This is a genomic window from Daejeonella lutea, assembly GCF_900168015.1.
GTDB classification, from domain to species: domain Bacteria; phylum Bacteroidota; class Bacteroidia; order Sphingobacteriales; family Sphingobacteriaceae; genus Daejeonella; species Daejeonella lutea.
On sequence record NZ_FUYR01000001.1, the window covers coordinates 1,588,548 to 1,607,988 of the forward strand.

General features: G+C 42.7%; 19 protein-coding genes. 8 read left to right on the top strand and 11 right to left on the bottom strand.

Features of this window, described 5'->3' with window-relative positions; genetic code table 11:
* Positions 1-30: 30 nt before the first annotated feature.
* Both B5X60_RS07155 and B5X60_RS07160 read left to right on the top strand, forming a co-directional pair.
* Positions 31-969 carry an N-acetylmuramoyl-L-alanine amidase gene (locus tag B5X60_RS07155; RefSeq protein WP_245803474.1) on the top strand — a complete coding sequence of 313 codons (939 nt, stop codon included), beginning with the start codon at positions 31-33 and terminating at the stop codon, positions 967-969.
* Positions 970-979: 10 nt separating this feature from the next.
* Positions 980-1,963, top strand: a complete 984-nt coding sequence (locus B5X60_RS07160) for a glycosyl hydrolase family 18 protein (RefSeq protein WP_079701913.1) — start codon at positions 980-982, stop codon at positions 1,961-1,963.
* A gap of 104 nt (positions 1,964-2,067) precedes the next feature.
* Here B5X60_RS07160 and B5X60_RS07165 read toward each other — a convergent pair whose 3' ends face one another.
* The gene (locus tag B5X60_RS07165; RefSeq protein WP_245803475.1) at positions 2,068-3,552 is read right to left on the bottom strand and encodes a M14 family zinc carboxypeptidase; all 1,485 of its coding nucleotides are present in this window, start codon (positions 3,550-3,552) and stop codon (positions 2,068-2,070) included.
* Positions 3,553-3,683: 131 nt separating this feature from the next.
* On the opposite strand from B5X60_RS07165, the gene B5X60_RS07170 reads away from it, so the two are divergent.
* Positions 3,684-4,580 (top strand): serine hydrolase, encoded by an 897-nt coding sequence (locus B5X60_RS07170; RefSeq protein WP_079701914.1) that lies wholly within the window; start codon positions 3,684-3,686, stop codon positions 4,578-4,580.
* A 368-nt stretch (positions 4,581-4,948) separates the two neighbouring features.
* Here the strand turns inward: B5X60_RS07170 and B5X60_RS07175 are convergent, their stop codons facing one another.
* On the bottom strand, positions 4,949-6,094 hold the full coding sequence (locus tag B5X60_RS07175; protein ID WP_139377389.1) for a glycoside hydrolase family 18 protein: 1,146 nt from the start codon (positions 6,092-6,094) through the stop codon (positions 4,949-4,951).
* A 185-nt stretch (positions 6,095-6,279) separates the two neighbouring features.
* Between B5X60_RS07175 and B5X60_RS07180 the strand changes: the two genes are divergently transcribed.
* Complete coding sequence (locus B5X60_RS07180; RefSeq protein WP_170878399.1) at positions 6,280-7,638, top strand: putative oxidoreductase C-terminal domain-containing protein; 1,359 nt, start codon at positions 6,280-6,282, stop codon at positions 7,636-7,638.
* Positions 7,639-7,718: 80 nt separating this feature from the next.
* Here the strand turns inward: B5X60_RS07180 and B5X60_RS07185 are convergent, their stop codons facing one another.
* The 9 genes from B5X60_RS07185 to B5X60_RS07225 form a co-directional block, all read right to left on the bottom strand.
* On the bottom strand, positions 7,719-8,501 hold the full coding sequence (locus B5X60_RS07185) for an L-fucose dehydrogenase (RefSeq protein ID WP_079701917.1): 783 nt from the start codon (positions 8,499-8,501) through the stop codon (positions 7,719-7,721).
* Positions 8,501-10,009 (bottom strand): sulfatase family protein, encoded by a 1,509-nt coding sequence (locus B5X60_RS07190; RefSeq protein ID WP_079701918.1) that lies wholly within the window; start codon positions 10,007-10,009, stop codon positions 8,501-8,503. The genes B5X60_RS07185 and B5X60_RS07190 overlap by 1 nt, the downstream gene beginning before the upstream one ends.
* A 35-nt stretch (positions 10,010-10,044) precedes the next feature.
* Positions 10,045-10,881 (bottom strand): amidohydrolase family protein, encoded by an 837-nt coding sequence (locus B5X60_RS07195; RefSeq protein WP_079701919.1) that lies wholly within the window; start codon positions 10,879-10,881, stop codon positions 10,045-10,047.
* Positions 10,868-11,725, bottom strand: a complete 858-nt coding sequence (locus tag B5X60_RS07200) for a fumarylacetoacetate hydrolase family protein (protein ID WP_079701920.1) — start codon at positions 11,723-11,725, stop codon at positions 10,868-10,870. Before B5X60_RS07200 ends, B5X60_RS07195 begins: the two co-directional genes overlap by 14 nt.
* Before the next feature lie 72 nt (positions 11,726-11,797).
* The gene (locus tag B5X60_RS07205; RefSeq protein ID WP_079701921.1) at positions 11,798-12,562 is read right to left on the bottom strand and encodes an SDR family NAD(P)-dependent oxidoreductase; all 765 of its coding nucleotides are present in this window, start codon (positions 12,560-12,562) and stop codon (positions 11,798-11,800) included.
* Positions 12,563-12,579: 17 nt separating this feature from the next.
* Positions 12,580-14,256 carry a UxaA family hydrolase gene (locus B5X60_RS07210; RefSeq protein WP_079701922.1) on the bottom strand — a complete coding sequence of 559 codons (1,677 nt, stop codon included), beginning with the start codon at positions 14,254-14,256 and terminating at the stop codon, positions 12,580-12,582.
* On the bottom strand, positions 14,256-14,585 hold the full coding sequence (locus B5X60_RS07215; RefSeq protein ID WP_079701923.1) for an L-rhamnose mutarotase: 330 nt from the start codon (positions 14,583-14,585) through the stop codon (positions 14,256-14,258). The genes B5X60_RS07210 and B5X60_RS07215 overlap by 1 nt, the downstream gene beginning before the upstream one ends.
* Positions 14,582-15,832 carry an L-fucose:H+ symporter permease gene (gene fucP / locus B5X60_RS07220; RefSeq protein WP_079701924.1) on the bottom strand — a complete coding sequence of 417 codons (1,251 nt, stop codon included), beginning with the start codon at positions 15,830-15,832 and terminating at the stop codon, positions 14,582-14,584. Before fucP ends, B5X60_RS07215 begins: the two co-directional genes overlap by 4 nt.
* Positions 15,833-16,008: 176 nt before the next feature.
* A complete protein-coding gene (locus B5X60_RS07225) occupies positions 16,009-16,587 on the bottom strand; it encodes a YbhB/YbcL family Raf kinase inhibitor-like protein (RefSeq protein ID WP_079701925.1) in 579 nt (192 codons plus the stop codon).
* Positions 16,588-16,746: 159 nt separating this feature from the next.
* On the opposite strand from B5X60_RS07225, the gene B5X60_RS07230 reads away from it, so the two are divergent.
* The 4 genes from B5X60_RS07230 to B5X60_RS07245 all read left to right on the top strand — a co-directional run bounded on the left by B5X60_RS07230 (position 16,747) and on the right by B5X60_RS07245 (position 19,432).
* Positions 16,747-17,247: a hypothetical protein gene (locus tag B5X60_RS07230; RefSeq protein WP_079701926.1), complete on the top strand. Its 501-nt coding sequence runs from the start codon at positions 16,747-16,749 to the stop codon at positions 17,245-17,247.
* A 10-nt stretch (positions 17,248-17,257) separates the two neighbouring features.
* A complete protein-coding gene (locus B5X60_RS07235; RefSeq protein ID WP_079701927.1) occupies positions 17,258-17,800 on the top strand; it encodes an SRPBCC family protein in 543 nt (180 codons plus the stop codon).
* A 31-nt stretch (positions 17,801-17,831) separates the two neighbouring features.
* The gene (locus B5X60_RS07240; protein WP_079701928.1) at positions 17,832-18,083 is read left to right on the top strand and encodes a hypothetical protein; all 252 of its coding nucleotides are present in this window, start codon (positions 17,832-17,834) and stop codon (positions 18,081-18,083) included.
* A 95-nt stretch (positions 18,084-18,178) separates the two neighbouring features.
* On the top strand, positions 18,179-19,432 hold the full coding sequence (locus B5X60_RS07245) for a putative DNA modification/repair radical SAM protein (RefSeq protein ID WP_079701929.1): 1,254 nt from the start codon (positions 18,179-18,181) through the stop codon (positions 19,430-19,432).
* Positions 19,433-19,441: the final 9 nt, after the last annotated feature.

Genomic DNA, 19,441 nt, shown 5'->3' on the forward strand with positions numbered 1-19,441 from the left:
CTTTCATGCTGTATACTACTGACGGGCATTTTGACTTCTAACGCCCAGAAGTCAACTCCGCTAACAGGAAAAGTAATCGTAATAGATCCTGGTCACGGGGGCTCTGCAGCTACAGATAGCTATAGACAGGGACCTACAGGGGAGCGGGAAGAGTGGATTGACCTACGCGTAGGAATACTTTTAAAAGGCTTACTTGAAGAGAAAGGTGCTAAAGTGTTTCTAACAAGAAGCGAAGACGTCACGTTTCCGCTGGCGGAACGTTCTAAAATGGCTGTAGATAATAAAGCAGACTTCTTTGTTTCCATTCACCACAATGCGACCGCAGACCCAGCTGTAAACTTTCCTATTATTTATTATCACGGTCTTGCATCTGAAAATGTTGCAAGCGTGGAATTTAGCAAGCACCTGGCGAAAAATCTCAGAAAGCATATGTACAAAACGAAGACCCATGTTAGTATTGTTTCCGACTTCACGATCTTTTCGGGGAGTGGAGCGAGCGTGCTTCGTGGCACCTACGGGATACCAGGTGTACTTGCAGAAGCTTCATTTTTTACGAATCCAGCCGAGGAAAGCAGGCTAAAAGAAAAAGAACATAATCTGGGTGAAGCGATTGCCTTCGCAAATGCAATAGAGACCTTTTTCAGGAAGCCTGTTGCTGCTATCCTTCCAAAAACTCTTTCTAAATTCCCACCGCAGTTCCAAACTTTACAGGAAGCAGAACGTATGAGCCCCATCGCCCGCCGCTGGATGCAGGATTATATTGACGGACGTGAGTTGATGAAAAATAAAGATTCAGCCTCCTTACAAAAAGCATACGACCTTTTCTCGCAATCTGCAAAATCCTTCCCTGATTCACCGGTAGCTGGCAAGTGTCACAAATTTCGCGCAGTGCTTTTGCGCAAACTAGGTAAAACGGAGCAAGCCATTCAGGAAGAAACACGCGTAAGAGAATTCTATCCCAACATCTAAAATCATAATAATGAAAAGATCAATACTTTTAGTTACAGCATTTCTGTTCTTTTTCAGTCAGGCAGAGGCTCAAACAAAGCCCAGTGCTTCTGCCAAGAAGAAATTCAGAGTTGTAGGTTACTACTCCCTACGATCTGCAATGAACGCTGATCTCAAAACCGTCCCCTTTGACAAAATGACGCATGTTAATCTCTCGTTTCTAAACCCTGATACAATGGGAAATTTCACCCAGGACCTCTCCGGCCTGGCTCCATTCATCAAGGCAGCTCATGAGCAAGGAGTAAAAGTCCTGCCATCAATTGCGGGCGGAGGCAGACATGACTATTATCACAAACTTCTTCGCGATGACATGCGTGGTAAATTTGTGAATGATCTGGTAGCTATTGCAGAAAAGTACGACTTTGATGGAATCGATGTGGATATTGAAGGGAGTGATATTGACACTAATTACGAAGCATTCGTTGTTGAATTAAAAAAAGCGCTAAAAGCCAGGAAAAAACTAACGACCTCCGCAATCGCTGTATTCTACAAAAATCAGTTAACCGACCGCGCCCTTAAGCAATATGACTTTGTCAATCTGATGAGCTACGATCATACCGGACCATGGACCCCTTCGAAACCCGGGCCGCATTCTACTTACGAACATGCAGTTGCGGACCTTAACTATTTTACTGTAGATCGTAAGATCCCCAAAAAAAAGATTGTTTTAGGAGTTGGCTTTTACGGGTACGGGTTCGGACCTGAGCTAACATCTAAAGCATCCAGCATGAACTATGGTCAAATAATTAAAACATTCCCTGGTGCTGAAAACTCAGATCAGGTAACTACACCTACCGGGCAGATCATGTATTACAACGGAACGGAGACAATGAGGAAGAAAGTCCTACTGGCAAAGGAAAAGGCTTCAGGAATAATGATCTGGCAAATTCTGGGCGATGCTCCCGGCGATCAGTCGCTGCTGAAGTTGATTAACGATGTTGGTTACGGGAAATGAGCATTGAGCTGTGAGCTTCGGGCAAATTATACTGATATTAAATAAAAATGGGGCAGTGAATTTATCGCTGCCCCATTTTGTATGCTTCACTCCAAAGCTCAAAGCTAATAGCCGTACGTATTAACCAACACTTTTGCCGGCTGACTTAAGTCCACCTTATAACCATTCACGACAGCAAATACCGGTTTACCATCCTTGGAAAGAAGGAACTGCGCATTCTGACCTATACTTGCTGACTGAACTGTGTTTTCAGCATTGTTTGTAAGATTTAACAAGCGATTTTTTATCGCTCCAGTTGGAGACTGGCCATCCGACCATTTAACAAAAAGATACCCTTCTTTTATCAAATCAAGTTCTTGTTGAGGGGTTAGTCTATCCCATTCTGCTCTAGTCATTGTTTTGACTTTTGCGGGAGTAAATTTCAAACCACTAGCATCAATCTCATCATATCCAAAAACAAGCTCCTGATCGCCAATTTCAGCAATGCGCCCGCTGTAGGTCATGGCGGAATTATCTGATGCCCGGATCTGCGATCTATTTACACCCAAATGAGTTATAAATTCCTGCCCTTCCTTGGTAATCATAACATTTTTCACGAAAACGTCATACAAGGAGTTATCATTCTCGGGGATCGCGTCGTAATCTTTGATATCTTCTTTTTCAAATGAGCCTTTGGCAATTGATTCGAACGCCGTAAGCAATGCCAGGAAATTAAGTTTACGGATGAACTGCTTTTCCGGATCGTGATAGTACCCACCGGACTCAATCAAAATTGTTGATATTCCCATTCCTTGGAAAGTATCCCCGAAACAACGCGGATCAAAATCATCATTGTACTTCGCTACGTTTCCCGGCGATTTACTTTGCAAGGCTTTATTCATCGACAGGATGATCTGAGTTGCCCGCTTCCGGACAGCGTTCATATCTTTCGGATAATTGTAAGCTGGCGCCAGGAAAGATATTGTAGCTGAATTCTTTGATCGCCCTGAAGAGTAAAGGTAGTTCTGGTCGTGTAAATTAAACCCGATTTGAGGCTGAAGTTTCTTTGCCAGGCCCATCAGGGCACGTCCTTCTGGAGTAACCTGCATACGTGCGTCGCGATTGATATCAATCTCGAGGTCATTCCTTCTTTTCCATGCCTGAGCACCATCCGGATTAAGCATTGGAACAAAATGAAGCTCAAGATTATCCAGGATCAGCCTCTTTAACTCGTTATTGTCATCGTTCGAACTCAGGAAATTGAACACATCGAATAAGGCCATAGTCGCTGTAGATTCGTCTCCGTGCATTTGGGACCAAAGCAAAACTTTAGTTTTACCGCGGCCGGCTGTTAGGTGGTTGATGCTTCTTCCGCGTACAGATTTTCCAATTTCTTCTTTGGATAATAACTTCGAATCGACGTGTTTCTGTATCAAAGGCATCATTTCCGCGTGTTTCATAAACCTGTTTTTAATTGCAGGCTCTTTATACTTGTCATATTGTCCCCAGATCTTCTCTATCGCAACACTATTTTGTGATGAACTCTGGCACATCGCAATATGAGAGGTGACAAGCATGAGGTTAAAAAATACCAATAATCTAATTTTCATCTGATTGTACGTTTTTAATGTTTATGGCTCCTGATTAAAACTTGTTTCTGAATAATATCATACAAGAATTTAATGTTTGGTGGCTTTATCAGATAAAAATACAATTGTATCTTTAATTATATTAAATTATTATGACCACAACCGTATCAGCTATCCTACTTACTCTTTCAGTGATGATCTTGCCTACCCTGAACCCGAAAATGAACCCCGAAAAGCTCAAAGAACAGATTAAGGCAGAACTTGCGAAACAAAAAGGGACTTTTGGTATTGCTTTCAAGAATATCCAAACAGGCGAAGAAATACTGATAAATGAAAGAATAAACTTCCATGCGGCCAGCACAATGAAAACTCCGGTACTGATCGAAGCATATAAGCAAGCTGAAGCAGGAAAATTCAACATCGACCAGCCGATACTAGTCAAGAATGAATTTAAAAGTATAGTTGACGGCAGTTTGTACTCGCTTGACGCTGGCGACGACAGTGATTCATTACTCTACACTAAAGTCGGCACTAAACTTCCCATATATGATCTCCTCTACCTGATGATCATTAAGAGCAGTAATCTTGCGACTAATATTATTATTGATCTGGTCGGGGCCCAGAACGCCAACAAAACCATGCGTGAATTGGGAGCGCACGACATACAGGTTTTGCGTGGTGTAGAAGACAGCAAAGCGTTTCAAAAAGGAATGAATAACACCACTACTGCTTATGATCAGATGCTCATTTTTGAAGCTATGGCAACGGGAAAGATCGTAAATAAAAAGTCGTCAGATGCTATGATTAAAATCCTGCTCGACCAGGCGTTTAATGATAAGATCCCTGCTCAGCTTCCAAAAAACGTAAAAGTGGCACATAAAACCGGCTGGATCAAAGGTATTAACCATGATGCAGGAATCGTTTATCTACCGGATGGAAGGAAATATGTATTGGTGCTGCTTTCTAAAGAAATGACGGATGATAAGGCTGGAGTAGCTGCGATGGCAAATGTGAGCAAGATGGTTTATGATTACTTTGTCGGGAGTTAGTAAGGATAAAGGAGCGAGGAATAAAGGCTAAAGAATAGAAGGCTGTGTTTGGGAGATACAAATAGCTATTTGAGGTCCCGGCCTGCGCCGGGATGACAAAGCGCATTTGGGAATTTAGAGGGGAAGATATGGGCTGCTGCGGGCAGCCCACATCTTCCCCTCTCTTTAATGAAATAACCTGTCCTTCCCGCGAAAGCGGGAACCTCAGCTAACCGACTTTCTCTATGAAAGGGCATTGTTCATTGAGTGGGAACCTCGATCCCCACTCGTTACCACATACTTTACCACAGTTCCCTCTAATTAAAAGACAAATAGAAACTCAAATCTGTTCCACTTGTCTTTGTTCTTTAATCTTTGCTCTTTGTTCACTACGGCAGGACCCTGTCAATTTCTGTCAATAAGTATTCTTTCGGATCATTAAAATATTCCCAGAAAAAGATTCCAGCTAGTTTGTTTTTCTTGATGTATTTAGCTTTTTTCTGAATAGATCTCTCATCATCATATGTAAGGAATACCTTATTTTCAGGATTAAATAAATAAGGCGCCTGAGCAGCTTTATCCCAATATCTCTTGTAACCTTTCTGGTCAATAAATTCGTCCTTCATCTTCGTATATCCGCCGCCCTGACCGGCCACGGCTTTAGATCCACTAACCGACGCCTGCAACAGACCATTCTGATCAGTCGTTGTTGCTTCGCGACTACGACTATAAAATGCCGCACCTAAACCAATTTTATTGGACGGGACTCCAGCTGCCATGAAATCAACGACTGACTGATGGGCTGAACTTCCACCCTCCTGTCCTTTGGAAGGATAAAGATTCGTGTGATGGGAAACATTTCGGCCACCATAATCATAAGTCATGATAAGGATGTAATCAAGGATCTTGCCGACCTTGTCCATCTCCGTATTATTGACAAAAGACTTCGAACCCCCAACAGCAGCAGTAAGCAAGTATTTTTTACCTGTTTCAGCTGAAAGTTTATCTAGCTCCGCGCGAATCTCTTCGAACATCATCGTAAAGTTCTGTTTGTCTTCAGGCCGGTAGACATTCCCTTCTTCGCCACGCATTCCTGGGTATTCCCAGTCGATATCTACTCCGTCTAATTTATACTCTCTAACAATATCGACACTGCTTTTGGCAAACTTCTTCCTTGATGATGGAGTTAACACCGCATCCGAAAAGTTCTCACTCCATGACCAGCCGCCAATCGATGGAATAATCTTAAGATCCGGGTTGATCTTTTTCAGCTCGTTGAGCTTGCGGAAATTTGTTGAATCTGTTTTAAGATTTGTTAAAAAGGCCATGCTATCCTTTACATTCACGAACGCATAATTGATGTGTGTCAGCTTTGCAGCATCAATCTCATCTGCATTAACAAGCCCCCTATAGCCGCCGACATATCCATTAACAATGTATTTCTTCTTTTTGACCTGTGCAAATGAGCTGGCCGACCACATAGCCATGATGATTATTAATGCAATTTTCGAGGCTTGAAAAAACTTTGCTATCATAATTTTTATAAGTGTTAATATTCAATAAAACTTGCTGATGAATGCTGTAGGTGACTAATATACAAATAGTTCAATGCCTTTTGATGTCACAATATTGACGATAATTTATTGCCTGAAAGATTAAAGGTGAGAATCTTTATTCTATTGAGTTAGTATTTCATATTTTCATCTAGATTATGTTCAAAATGAAATTTTTTAGAAAATCCTTAGCGTTAATTGTTTGCATTGGGGTAATATGGACTACTAACGTTAGTTTTTTAATCAACACAGTTGATTCCCCGGTTGTAAAATTGATTATCCTTGATCCGGGCCACGGCCATGCAACCTTTATGCAGGGAACGATGAATCCTGCGATAGATCAGGAAGTACACGTTTATGCGCCTGCAGGCCCGGATGTACAGCAATATATAAATGCTATCGAACGCGGTAATAACAGGAAATCAAATCCGACCAACTGGAAACTGGTAATGTATACCCACTCTGACTACCTGGAAAGGATGATAGCTGATAAAAAAGGTAATGCAGTTCTAATTTCGGGGAATAACAGCAAAAAATCCGAGTATATAACACGCTCCATTGACGCAGGCTTTCATGTGATAGCAGATAAGCCAATGGCCATCAATGATTTTAAATCACTGGAAAAATCATTTGCTACAGCTGCGCGCAAAAAAGTTGTTCTGTTTGATCCTATGGATCTGCGGTATGACATCAGCAACATTCTGCAAAAGGAACTTTCTCAAATTCCCGAACTATTTGGAAGCCTCCAAAAGGGCACGTTGGAAAACCCTGCCCTGGTGCAGGCGAACCTCCACCATTATTTGAAGGGACCAGCCGGTCAAACGGCAGTCAGGCCAGGTTGGTTTTTCGACGTGAACCAGCAGGGACATGGAATCGTAGATGTAAGTACCCATCTTGTTGACCTTAATCAATGGCTCAGCTTTCCTGGTAAATCATTGGATTATAAAACTGATATCAAAGTGATTTCGTCCAGAGAGTGGGCATCCAGGCTAACGCCTTCGGAGTTCAAATTGGTAACAAAGCTCAATAAGTACCCCGAATATCTCAAAAAAGATCTCAAAGACAGCATTCTCTCTGTCTATTCAAATGGAGAAATTAATTATACAATCAAGGGAATTCATTCAAAAGTCACCGTCTTGTGGAATTACAAAGAGCCGCCTGGAAGCAGTGACACCCACTATTCCCTTATGCGCGGCACAAAGGCAGATTTGGAAATCCGCCAGGGGGCAGCAGAACAGTATAAAGCCACACTGTTTGTCAAACCTGGGAAATATACTGACCTTGATGAGTTTGCTAAATATATTAAAACCGCAGAGCAACAACTACAGGCAAAATATCCGGGGACTGAGTTCATTCGGATTGGTGATCAATGGCAGATAAAACCAGGGGCTTTTCAACGCACCAACTCAGCCGAAGTAGCCATCAGTTACATCAAAGAGGGCAGGATGCCTGAATGGGAAGCTCCAAATATGAGAGCAAAATATTTCACAACGATTGAGGCGCTTAAGATAGCAAAACGAGAATAGCCTCTTGATTACTCGCTGTTGTTTCTTGATTCTTGTTCTAGGTTCCTGGTTCTTTATTCTTGATTCTTGATTCTTGATCCCTAGCCCAAAGCCCGGTCGAGGTGCACATAACCTCCATCCACATGGATCAATTGCCCGGTGGTATGACTGGATCTTTCTGAAAGTAAAAACGCAACAGTATCTGCTATTTCCCTGGTAGTTGTCATACGATTCCCCAATGGAATTTTCTGAACAATTTCCTGAAGCTTTTGCTCAGGATTTGGCACTGTCCTGATCCAGCTTTCATATAAAGGTGTCCAGCATTCAGCTACAATGACCGAATTTACACGGACCCCTTCATGAAGAAGCTCTACTGCCCACTCGCGGGTAAGCGCATTGCGGCCGCCATTGGAAGCAGCGTAGGCAGAAGTACCTCCTTGCCCCGTTTCAGCAGTTTTAGACCCGATATTAACAATTGCACCTTTTGATTTTTTCAGTTCAGGCAGCGCATGGTGAGCCATGAGATAATAATGAATGAGGTTTCTGTGTAAGCTTTCAACAAATTTTTCATAGTTCCCACTTTCAAGACCAACACCGTCGTTTACACCTGCATTATTTACCAGGCCATCTATTTTCGCAAATTCTTTGATTACTGCCCTTACAGCATCCTCACATTGTTTTGGGTCGCTTAATTCGGCCACGACCTGAAAGGCTCTCCCGCCGGTCGTTTCGACTTCTGAAACAACTTTCTGGTTATCATATAAGTTTCGCCCAACTACAACAGGTATTGCGCCTTCTGAGGCCAAAACTCTTACTATGCCTTCGCCAATTCCCTTTGCACCACCGGTAACGATAATGACCTTATCTTTAAGTTGAAGATCCATTAGTATCTGCCTTTAAAAATATGATCTGACCTGCTTTGATTTCCAAGTGGCCGGAGAGGTATTTGCATTCCGCCCGTTTTTTCAAGCCATTCAAAAATTTCTTTCCTGAAACCAAGAGCTCGTTGTTTGTGTTCCGGTTTATTGATGAGGTTGTTCATTTCATAAGGATCTGCTTTGAGATCATACAGTTCATTCGTATCCCAAATCCCGTAGTTGTAAATGTATTTATATTGATCTGTCCTTACAGCAAACATAGAAGGAGTTTGCGGAAAATCATATTCCCAATAATATTCATAAAAGGCGCGATCCCGCCAGGCAATGTTTTGCTTTTTCAATAAAGGCAGAAATGAACTTCCCTGGAAATTCGCAGGCTTCTTTACACCCGCCATCTCCAATATTGTTGGTGCTATATCAACATTCTGAACCACTTGTTCCACTTGGGTTGCCGGCTGTATCATTGAGGGTGAATAAACTAGAAATGGCACACGCATGGACTCTTCGTAGGCATGTCGTTTATCGATCAGGCCATGTTCTCCAAAACTGAATCCGTTATCACCCATGTAAAAAACCACTGTATTTTTCATCAGATCGTTCTTCTTTAGATAACCAATAACGGTCCCAATGCTTTCATCAACCCCCATAAGGGTTTCCAGATAGGCAGGATAAAAATCCATAAAGGTCCGCGCACCGTGATACATGAAATCCACGCCATGCCAGGAATATCTTTGATGCCTAACCCAGTTCGGAATATCGTTTTGATTTACCGGATACCCCCCTTGAGATTTCATATTGCCTTTTTCCTTCCAAAGATCCAGATACTTAGCAGAGTCCGTCGCGGTAATAAACATTGACGGCGGTGCTTCAAAAGTCAAGTTCTTGTACATTCCCTTGTGTCGCTTCGCGGCCTGAAAACCATCATGTACGCCTTTGTGCGACAAGTAAATAAAAAAAGGCTTGGCCTTGTTACGTTTCTCCAGAAATTCTATGGTGTAATCAGTTAACAGATCGGTAACGTACGAACTGTCCCTGAAGGTTTTTGTTTCGCCGTTAATAAATAGAGTAGGATTATAATAAACTCCCTGCCCTCTGAAGCTTACCCAATAGTCGAAACCTTTCTGTTTCTTTTCCCCCTCAACCCCCATGTGCCATTTGCCGAGGAATGCAGTTTGATAACCACTTTGCTTAAGGTATTCTGGAAAAAATCGCAGGCTCTCAGGAACAGGTGATTGGTTGTCAACTACCGCGTGTGCATGTGGATATAAGCCCGTAAGTATTGTTGCCCTTGAGGGCGAACAAAGCGCGGTTGCAACGAAAGCATTCTTAATATGTGCACCCTGAGCTGCCATCATGTCCATGTTCGGCGTTTTCAGCCCCTTGAATTTGTTCATGAATCCCATTGCGTCGTAACGGTGATCATCTGCCAGGATAAATACAACATTATATGGAGTTTGGGCTGCTACTTCATCAGCAAGGAACAAGCACATTAGAACAAATAGGATTTTCTTCATAGTAAATAAGTAAAGCAATCTAAATTTAATGAATACTAATTCAATTCAAGTCTATAAAACTCCAGGGCCGTTTGCCCCCAAATAAATTGCTTTTCAGAGCTGCTTAGCGGTTCTAAAAAAGACGAGATGACATCACATATTGCACCGTATTCTGCCGCCAACTTGCACACGGGCCAGTCACTTCCGAACATCACTCGGTTCGCGCCAAATGCATTCAGCACGATCTCCATATAAGGAAGTATTTCTGAGTATTTCCAATGTTCAATATCTGCCTCTGTTACCAAACCTGAAAGTTTACAAGAAACATTGTCGTAGGATGCAAATTGCCGGATTTCTTTCTCCCAGTCTCTAATTTCACCTTTTTTGATCAGTGGTTTCCCTATGTGATCCAGCACAAACCTTTGATCGGGGTTTAATTCAACAAGCTTTGATGCCTCTGAAATCTGTTCTGAGCGGACCAGAATATCGTATGCAAAACCATAGTCCGTCAAAGTACGGATACCCCTCAAAAACACCGGATCAACCATGTAACCCGGGCCTTCTGCTTGCACTATATGCCTGAAACCCTTAAGTTTTGAAAACGTTTTATAGTATTCAAGCCTCTCCCTCAGATTGCCAGCGCGTAAATCAACCCAGCCTACAACCCCTAGCACATAGTCGTTATATTCAGCCAGGTCAAGCAAAAATTTCGTTTCCTGCTCAGACTGGTCTGCCTGAACTGCAATACATCCTGAGATATCATTATCCTGAAGTATAGGTTTCAAATCCTCCGGAAGAAAATCTCGACGAATATTTTCCATATCGTGGGTAATCCACTTATCTCTCAGAGGATCAAAAATCCAAAAATGCTGATGTGAATCAACTTTTAACATAGGCTCTTGCAACCTGTCTGGCTTCACCCAGGCCCTCGATACCTAACTCAACCACATCGCCTTCTTTCAAAAAAACCGGGGGTTTAAGCCCCAATCCTACGCCTGCTGGAGTCCCCGTTGAAACTACATCACCTGGAAGCAGCGTCATAAACCGACTTACATAGGATACCAGGAAAGGAATATTGAAAATCAGGTCGTCGGTATTGCTATCCTGTAGAATGTCACCGTTTAGCTTAAGCCACAGTCTAAGATTATGAGGGTCTGGAACCTCATCAGTTGTAGCAAGGAAAGGTCCCATAGGGGCAAACGTATCACAACCCTTGCCCTTATCCCAGGTTCCTCCGCGCTCAAGCTGATATTCGCGCTCTGACACGTCATTGTGGAGACAATAGCCGGCCACATAATCCATAGCTTCCTCCTCTGATACGTAGCTCGCCCTTTTGCCAATTACAAAAGCAAGTTCCACCTCCCAATCTGTCTTCAGAGAATCTTTTGGGATAATGATGTCATCATTTGGACCAACAAGAGAGGTGGTGGATTTCATGAATAATATCGGCTCTGCAGGAATTGCCGCGCCGGTTTCCGCAGCGTGCTTAGCATAATTAAGACCAATACAAAGAATTTTTGAGGGTCTGCCAAACGGAGCTGCCAAACGTTCGTCAGAACTAACGACAGGTAGCTTCCCATCATTAGCTTTTAAGTACCCGCGCAGGCGTTCCAGCCCATCATTCTCAAAAAAATCCTCATTATAATCTTCACCAAAACCCGATGTATCGTACCTCAGATCATTGATAATGACGCCCGTTTTCTCATTACCGGGATTGCCCCATCGTATTAACTTCATTGTTGTTGATTTTTATGCTATTAAGCGGTAGGCCGCTATTAGATTTATGTATAAACAAATGTTAGACCCTTATCAGGTATTCAATTTAATAAAGCCGCCATCCACAGGGTAATCGCACCCGGTCAGGAAACTCGCCTCGTCCGAGCATAAGTATAAGGCCATGCTGGCCACCTCATCAGGTTTAGCCATCCGACCAATGGGTTGGCTTTTCGAGAGCTTATCAAACATTTCATCCTCTTTCCCCGGATAATTTTTCGCGATAAAACCATCTACAAATGGAGTATGCACGCGAGCCGGGGAAATACTATTGCATCGAATATTATGCCCAAGGTAATCTTTGGCTACAGAAAGGGTCATCGCATAAATTGCTCCCTTACTCATCGAGTACGCGAACCGGTCGGAAAGACCCACGATCGCCGCAATTGAAGCCAGGTTGACGATTGCTCCGCCACCAAGGCTTTTCATGATGGGAATGGCGGCGAACAAACAGTTATATGCGCCTTTGACATTAACATTATAAACCCGCTCAAAATCTTCAGCAGAGGTAGTGTCCGCTTTCCCGACATGCGCTATGCCAGCATTATTTACCAGTATATCTATTTTTTCTATACCCTTGAAAAGCGCTACTACCTTTTGTTGGTCAGAGACATCGCAGGAATGTACAGACGCCTGTCCTCCGTTCGACCTGATTTCCCCTGCAACTATTTCGCCCGACTCAGAGTTCAATTCAACAATGTGCACATGTGCTCCCTGTGCAGCGAAAAGCACGGAGATTGCTTTGCCAATGCCGCTGCCACCACCTGTTATAATTGCCGATTTACCCTTTAAACTGAACATATTTAATTATTTGAATACTAAAGTGACACTCCTCTTTTCCATGGAATAAAATCATCTTGCCCCAACTGTACGGCTTTAGGTTGAACATCCCCGCTTGCCACGCTGATCACATAATCCAGGATACGGATACCCGACTCTTCAATTGTCTCAAGGCCGTCGATGATTGGACCGCAATCAATATCGATAATATCAGGCATTTTCAGAAAAGTTCTTGTGTTGGTGCTGAGTTTGATAACTGGTGCGATGGGATTACCTGTTGGCGTTCCGAGACCGGTAGTGAAGAGGACAATATTCGCTCCAGATGCAACTTCGGCAGTTGTGCTTTCCACATCACTCCCCGGTGTGCACAGTAGGTTCAAACCGGGCTTGCTTACCTTTTCGGGATAATCCAGAACCGCGGTGATGGGGGATGTTCCGCCTTTTTTTGCAGCTCCGGCTGATTTTATGGCATCCGTTATCAGGCCATCTCTGATATTTCCGGGTGATGGATTAGCGTAAAACCCAGAACCATCAGCTTCTGCCCTGGCGTTGTATGTCCGCATCAGGTGCATAAATTTATTAGCCGTTATCTCATCTACACACCGGTCGCTCAGCTCCTGCTCAACACCGCACAGCTCGGGAAACTCGGAAAGGATAACAGAACCACCGAGGCTTACAAGAATATCAGAAAGATATCCTAAAGCCGGATTTGCGGAAATTCCTGAAAAGCCATCTGAGCCGCCGCACTCAAGACCTATACAAAGCTTTGCAAGCGGCGCCGGCTGACGTGTAACTTTGTTCGCTTCGATCAGCCCGGCAAAAGTTTGCTTCAAAGCTTCCTGAAGCAGCCTGGTTTCTGTGCCCAGATTTTGCTGTTCAAGGATTGCCAGGGGTTTCGCGAACTCAGGGTCTCGTTTTTTTATTTCATCCTGAAGTATGCTTATTTGCGAGTGCTGGCATCCCAGGCTTAGCACGGTAGCACCAGCCACATTTGGATGGGTAATATATCCGGCAATTAATCCGCATAAGGCATCCGAATCCGTACGAGTACCTCCGCAACCCATATCATGTGTAAGGAATTTAATGCCATCCACATTAGGGAAAAGTCGCGTTTTACGATCGCCTGTTGGAGTACTTTGCATATCAGCATTAAGGATCTGCTCTGTTGACTTTCCGGTTTTATATAGGGAGATCAAACCCTCTACTTCGTTCTCGTAACTTTTGGTTCGTTTATATCCTAATTTTTCGTCAAGAGCCTCCTTCAAGACATTTATATTCCTGTTTTCGCAGAACACAAGGGGTATAACGAGCCAGTAATTTGATGTGCCCACCGAGCCATCAGTTCGGTGATACCCTTGAAACGTTCTTTGAATAAATTTGCTCGTGTCGGGTTGATTCCAATCAAGCTTACGGTCGCCAAGCACAAAATCATCAGATGCGTGGTAAACATTATTAACAGTCAGGGCTTCGCCACGTTCGATCTTAGTAGAAGCTTTGCCAACCAGAACACCATACATAAAAACCTTGTCGTCCCTTTCCAGCGATTGAACAGCAAACTTATGCTTGGATGCTACCGGGGTAACGAGATAGAACGATTCGCCTCTAAATGCAATATTAGTCCCCTGCGACAGATCCTGAAGAGCAACGAGAACGTTATCCCTCTCATGGATCTGCAGAAACTGATGTTTTATCTTACCTTTTAATTCTGTGTCCATTACAATTCAAAAATTTTATTCATCAACACCCACTTCTCACCAGCTTTTGATCCTGGAACAGGTTGCTGGAATTTCCACATTAGATTTTCCCATTCCTGTACTTTAGGATTATCTGCATCTGCAGCCGATTTTAGCTCAAAACTAAAATTATCATTAACATCCATGATCATACAAAGCCGGTTTAAAAATCGGTAAATCTGCATACTTTCAATCCCTGATGAACGGATACTATCCTTTATTTCAGGCCAAACATTAGCATGAAATCGCTCATATTCACGGATCAGGTCTGCGTCGTCTTTTAAGTCCAGCGTAAGGCAATATCTGTTCATACCGTCCTAGGTTTAACGATCTTATGGCCCGTCAAGGCAAAAGCCAAAACCACAGCAAAGCATAACAGGCTAACCAGATGTCCGTACCTGATATCGCCGGTAATATCGCTGATATATCCAAATAATGGTGGCAGAATTGCCCCTCCCACTATCGACATCACTATTAAAGAACTGCCAAACTTAGTGTCCCTTCCCAACCCTTTAATTCCAAGCGAAAAAATCGTCGGAAACATCACAGACATAAAAAATGCGATGCCGACAACAGCGTATACCGCTGGCATGCCTGACACAAAAACAGCAATGAGTGATAGTGCAATACAAATCAGTGAATATAAGGCAAGTAAACGTTCAGGGAGCATATACCGCATCAGGAAAACACCAAAAAAGCGTCCTATCATAAAAGCTAATCCGCAGCCCCAACCAAGATAGTTGGCCGCGATGACTTTGTCCAGTCCTGCTACATCAACAGCATATAAAATAAAAAAGCTAAAAACACATACTTGAGCTCCGACATAAAAAAATTGTGCTGCAACTGCCCAGCTAAGATGTTTATGGCGCAGCGCGTGAAATACATTTTTGCTTTCCGTTTTCTCGGAGCTTTCTTCAATCTCAGGTAAACGAATGAAATAAAATATGATGGCGACTATAAGGATGATACTGCCTAAAATAAGATAAGGTCCTTTAACACTTGATGCCTCGGATGCTAACGCTGCTTGTCTTGCAGATTCCGACATCGCGTTGAGCTCTGCATCAGGGTAGCCCTTTGTAAGTATTATCCGCGCTCCGATAATGGGAGCCAGGGTAGCCGCCAACCCGTTAAAAGATTGTGCGAAATTCAGACGGCGGGTTGCGGTCGCCGGATCCCCAAGCAGAGAAACGTAGGGATTTGCTGCTGTCTCCAGAATTGTAAGACCGCATGCTATGACAAATAATGCTGCCAGAAAAAATTCATACAACTGGGTATTTGCCGCTGGAATAAACAGGAAAGATCCTACTGCAAATAATAGCAATCCTGTAATGATTCCAGCCTTGTAGCCGAACCTTTTCATCAGGTAACCAGCTGGCAAGGCCATCAACAAATAAGCAATGAAAACCGACGAATCGACCAATGACGACTGAAGGTTAGTCAAACTGAACGATTTCTTTAAGTGCGGTATCAGGATCGGATCGAGATTATGTACAAATCCCCACATAAAAAAAAGGGATGTGACCATTACCAGCGGAAAGAAATATTTATTTTTTGTCATCTCGTGGCTGTTGAAATCAGCATTACAATAATAATAAATAGCTATGGGTAATCTGTTTTAACTATTAGGTCGAAGAAAGCTATGAGCTTTAAAGACACACACCTATTGCACTAGCTTGGGAGTTCTCTCCATTCTCAACCTCAATTCTCAACTCTCAACTCTCAACTCTCAACCCATCAAGGCCTCTTAAATCTTCCCCCATACGCTGCGCGTCCCAAAATATGTCCCTGCATGGCTTCCATAACCAATTTCCGTGATTCAAATGCATCGGCAGCAGGCTTTACATCGAGTTTTTTATCAAGTGCAAAAAGCTCAAAAACGTAATGATGAACCGGGCCATTTGCTGCTGCTCCGGGTCCCCGATAAACCAGTCCTGTTACGCTGATCTGATAACTACCGTCCGGCAACGTTGCCCCTTTAGGCAATCCCTCCGGAAAGCCCCTGGAATCAGCAGGAATATTCCAAACCAGCCAATGTACCTGGTCATCCGTGGTTTTATTTCTCACGAAATCAAGATCATGCATATGAAGTACAAAACTTTGTGTTCCTGCAGGGACGTCGGCCCAGCTTAATGCGGGCGAAGTGCCCTCTCCTGGTGCCGCTCCGGGCGCTGCCTGACTAAATTTTACCGGAATAATACCCCCATCGGGAAAAGCTGGCGTGGCTAGAGCCATAATTGAAGGCGCTACAGGTGTTTGTCCTGTAACGTTCGAAGCGGAAATTAATATCAATATTCCTGCGAGGATATTTTTCATGTGGTTTTATTTTGAAAAGCAAAATAGTCATTAGATACCTGTTCCCAAATAATTCTCACAATTTATAGTGCATGTCGCAATTAACCCTTTAGAATGTCTTATTCAACCCCATTTGACGGCGGTCCTTTTAATTAGATTTGTTTAAACAATCTGTATTATATGGACGTAAAAACGAAAAGTATCAGAATGGCGACAATTCCTGCCCTTTATGATATGCAAACCAAATTCTTCATTAGTGCTCTTGAAGGAATATCCGATAAAGACGCGCATTCCCGCCTTGAGACAAAGGCTAATCACATTGCCTGGCTGGCGGGAAGCTTGGTTCAGCAGCGATGCGAACTTGCTTGTGATATCGATAAATCGACATCATATAAACAACAGGCAGATCAGTTATTTAAAGATAACCAGGGAATAAAGGATGGTTTACAATACCCATCTCTTGAGCAATTCAAGAACGATTGGCAAGAGATCAGTCCGATTTTGAGGGAACTACTTATTAAAGCGACCGACGAACAGCTTGATAAAAATATAGAAATGCCCGGGATGCAATTTCCCCTTTTCGATATGATCACTTTTGTAACCTACAGGGAAGCAAATTGCATCGGGCAGATAGCTTTATGGAGAAGGCTTCTTGGCTATGAAGCGATGAAATATATGTAATTTCTTATTTATGATTGTAAACATTCTATTAATCATCGCTGCGTTGCTGGTGTTAATTTTAGTCGCAGCCTTATTTGTCAGCAAAACCTATCGTGTCGAAAGTGAAATAATTATAAATAGACCTAAGGAGGAAGTGTTTGACTATGTCAGATACCTTAGAAATCAGGACTTTTACAGTAAATGGGTAATGAGTGATCCTGACAAAAAAACAGACTTTCGTGGGACTGATGGTTCCATTGGATTTATTTATGCCTGGGACAGTGAAAATAAAAGCGCAGGGAAAGGAGAACAGGAAATTGTAGATATCGTTGAAGGGAAAAACGTCGATATTGAAATCCGCTTTGAAAAGCCTTTCAAGGGTGTCGCACAAACTCGGTTGAACACTGAAGGTGTTAGCTCTGATCAAACCAAAGTAAATTGGTCGATGGAAGGCACGCAGAAATACCCAATGAATTTAATGACCCTTTTTATGAAAAAAATGCTGGTAAAGGATATGGATACGAGTCTTACCACATTGAAAAGGATATTGGAAAAAACGTATTCACATAGTTAAACGAAGGTAAATCGAAACGTGAAAACCCTCCATGGTAGAAGTCTTTAAAACAAATATTGAAGATTTTGATGATGCCGGCAGGCTAATTGAGAAATTGGAAAGGACATTTTCAAACTACAGCGTTAATTTTGATCTCGAAGACCGTGATCGCATCTTACGAGTAAAATGTGAAACAGAGGTAGATCCAAAACATATTATCGACATCCTTAACGAGTCTGGCTTTCACGCTGAGGTACTTGAGGATGAAGTGGACGTTTTCTCCAGGCATGAGTGTCCCAAATAGACTCGTCAAATTTCTATTCACTAGCTATTCCCAAAAGGAGTTGATATTGCAACTTCATAAAGCAAAAATACTAAAATTATTAGTATTTTTGCTTTATGTCTGACCGAATAGTTGAGAAGCTTCGTATCCTTTCGGACGCTGCTAAATATGATGTTTCATGTTCATCCAGCGGAAGCACACGCAAAAATAAAAATAAGGGCCTTGGGGATACTGGGAATGGAATCTGTCATACTTATACAGAAGACGGACGCTGTGTGTCGCTATTAAAGATCCTGTTTACCAATGTCTGCATTTTCGATTGTGCATACTGCGTAACGAGGAAAAGTAACGATATCAAGCGTGCATCATTTACTGTGCAGGAAGTGGTCGACCTGACCATTAATTTTTATCGCAGAAATTATATTGAAGGCCTTTTTTTAAGCTCCGGCATTTTCAAGGATGCAGATTACACCATGGAGCGAATGGTTCAGGTTGCAAAAAAATTGCGCACAGAACACAAATTCAACGGATATATTCACTTAAAGTCGATTCCTGGAGCAAGCGACGAAATTATGCATGAAGCTGGCTTGTATGCTGATCGTTTAAGTATTAATATCGAGATTCCAACGGAAAGCGGACTAAAATTGCTTGCTCCGGACAAAGATCGAAAAGACATGATCATGCCCATGGAGTATCTAAAAAACGAAATCATTTCCAAGAAAGATGAGAAAAAGCTCTTTAAAAGCGCTCCCCTTTTTGTACCTGCAGGCCAGAGCAGCCAGATGATAGTTGGCGCAGGTTCGGAAACTGATCGTGACATTATGTATACCGCTAATAAATTATATAAGCGTTTCAATCTTAAACGCGTTTATTATTCGGGTTATGTTCCGATTAGCAATGATCAACGCTTGCCTGTTATTGGCACCGCAGTTCCAATGGTTAGAGAAAATCGCCTTTACCAGACCGATTGGTTAATGCGTTTTTACGGGTTTGATATTCGAGAGCTACTGAATGAGAATAATCCCACCCTCGATCTGGATATAGATCCTAAGCTGAGCTGGGCCTTGCGAAACCTGAACTGCTTTCCCGTTGACATCAATAAAGCAGACATAAAACAGATCCTTAGAATCCCCGGAGTTGGTATGCAGTCTGCGCATAAAATTACACAGGCCCGCAGATTCCAAAAACTAACCTGGGAAAATCTTAAAAAGATTGGCGTAGCTCTCAACCGGGCTAAATATTTCATTATCTGCAGCAGCAATCAGTTCGAGCGACGAGATTTAACAGAGATGAAAATCAGGCAATTTATCCTTGCAGAATCTCATAGTAAATATCTAAGAAACAATACAGAACAGCTTGCTCTATTTTAAACCGAGGAA

What these genes read in the sequence shown, in the direction of transcription:
- B5X60_RS07160 (WP_079701913.1), top strand. Translation starts at nt 980, where the DNA reads ATGAAAAGATCAATACTTTTAGTTACAGCATTTCTGTTCTTTTTCAGT.
- B5X60_RS07165 (WP_245803475.1), bottom strand. Translation starts at nt 3,552, where the DNA reads ATGAAAATTAGATTATTGGTATTTTTTAACCTCATGCTTGTCACCTCT.
- B5X60_RS07170 (WP_079701914.1), top strand. Translation starts at nt 3,684, where the DNA reads ATGACCACAACCGTATCAGCTATCCTACTTACTCTTTCAGTGATGATC.
- B5X60_RS07175 (WP_139377389.1), bottom strand. Translation starts at nt 6,094, where the DNA reads ATGATAGCAAAGTTTTTTCAAGCCTCGAAAATTGCATTAATAATCATC.
- B5X60_RS07180 (WP_170878399.1), top strand. Translation starts at nt 6,280, where the DNA reads ATGAAATTTTTTAGAAAATCCTTAGCGTTAATTGTTTGCATTGGGGTA.
- B5X60_RS07185 (WP_079701917.1), bottom strand. Translation starts at nt 8,501, where the DNA reads ATGGATCTTCAACTTAAAGATAAGGTCATTATCGTTACCGGTGGTGCA.
- B5X60_RS07190 (WP_079701918.1), bottom strand. Translation starts at nt 10,009, where the DNA reads ATGAAGAAAATCCTATTTGTTCTAATGTGCTTGTTCCTTGCTGATGAA.
- B5X60_RS07195 (WP_079701919.1), bottom strand. Translation starts at nt 10,881, where the DNA reads ATGTTAAAAGTTGATTCACATCAGCATTTTTGGATTTTTGATCCTCTG.
- B5X60_RS07200 (WP_079701920.1), bottom strand. Translation starts at nt 11,725, where the DNA reads ATGAAGTTAATACGATGGGGCAATCCCGGTAATGAGAAAACGGGCGTC.
- B5X60_RS07205 (WP_079701921.1), bottom strand. Translation starts at nt 12,562, where the DNA reads ATGTTCAGTTTAAAGGGTAAATCGGCAATTATAACAGGTGGTGGCAGC.
- B5X60_RS07210 (WP_079701922.1), bottom strand. Translation starts at nt 14,256, where the DNA reads ATGGACACAGAATTAAAAGGTAAGATAAAACATCAGTTTCTGCAGATC.
- B5X60_RS07215 (WP_079701923.1), bottom strand. Translation starts at nt 14,585, where the DNA reads ATGAACAGATATTGCCTTACGCTGGACTTAAAAGACGACGCAGACCTG.
- fucP (WP_079701924.1), bottom strand. Translation starts at nt 15,832, where the DNA reads ATGACAAAAAATAAATATTTCTTTCCGCTGGTAATGGTCACATCCCTT.
- B5X60_RS07225 (WP_079701925.1), bottom strand. Translation starts at nt 16,587, where the DNA reads ATGAAAAATATCCTCGCAGGAATATTGATATTAATTTCCGCTTCGAAC.
- B5X60_RS07230 (WP_079701926.1), top strand. Translation starts at nt 16,747, where the DNA reads ATGGACGTAAAAACGAAAAGTATCAGAATGGCGACAATTCCTGCCCTT.
- B5X60_RS07235 (WP_079701927.1), top strand. Translation starts at nt 17,258, where the DNA reads ATGATTGTAAACATTCTATTAATCATCGCTGCGTTGCTGGTGTTAATT.
- B5X60_RS07240 (WP_079701928.1), top strand. Translation starts at nt 17,832, where the DNA reads ATGGTAGAAGTCTTTAAAACAAATATTGAAGATTTTGATGATGCCGGC.
- B5X60_RS07245 (WP_079701929.1), top strand. Translation starts at nt 18,179, where the DNA reads ATGTCTGACCGAATAGTTGAGAAGCTTCGTATCCTTTCGGACGCTGCT.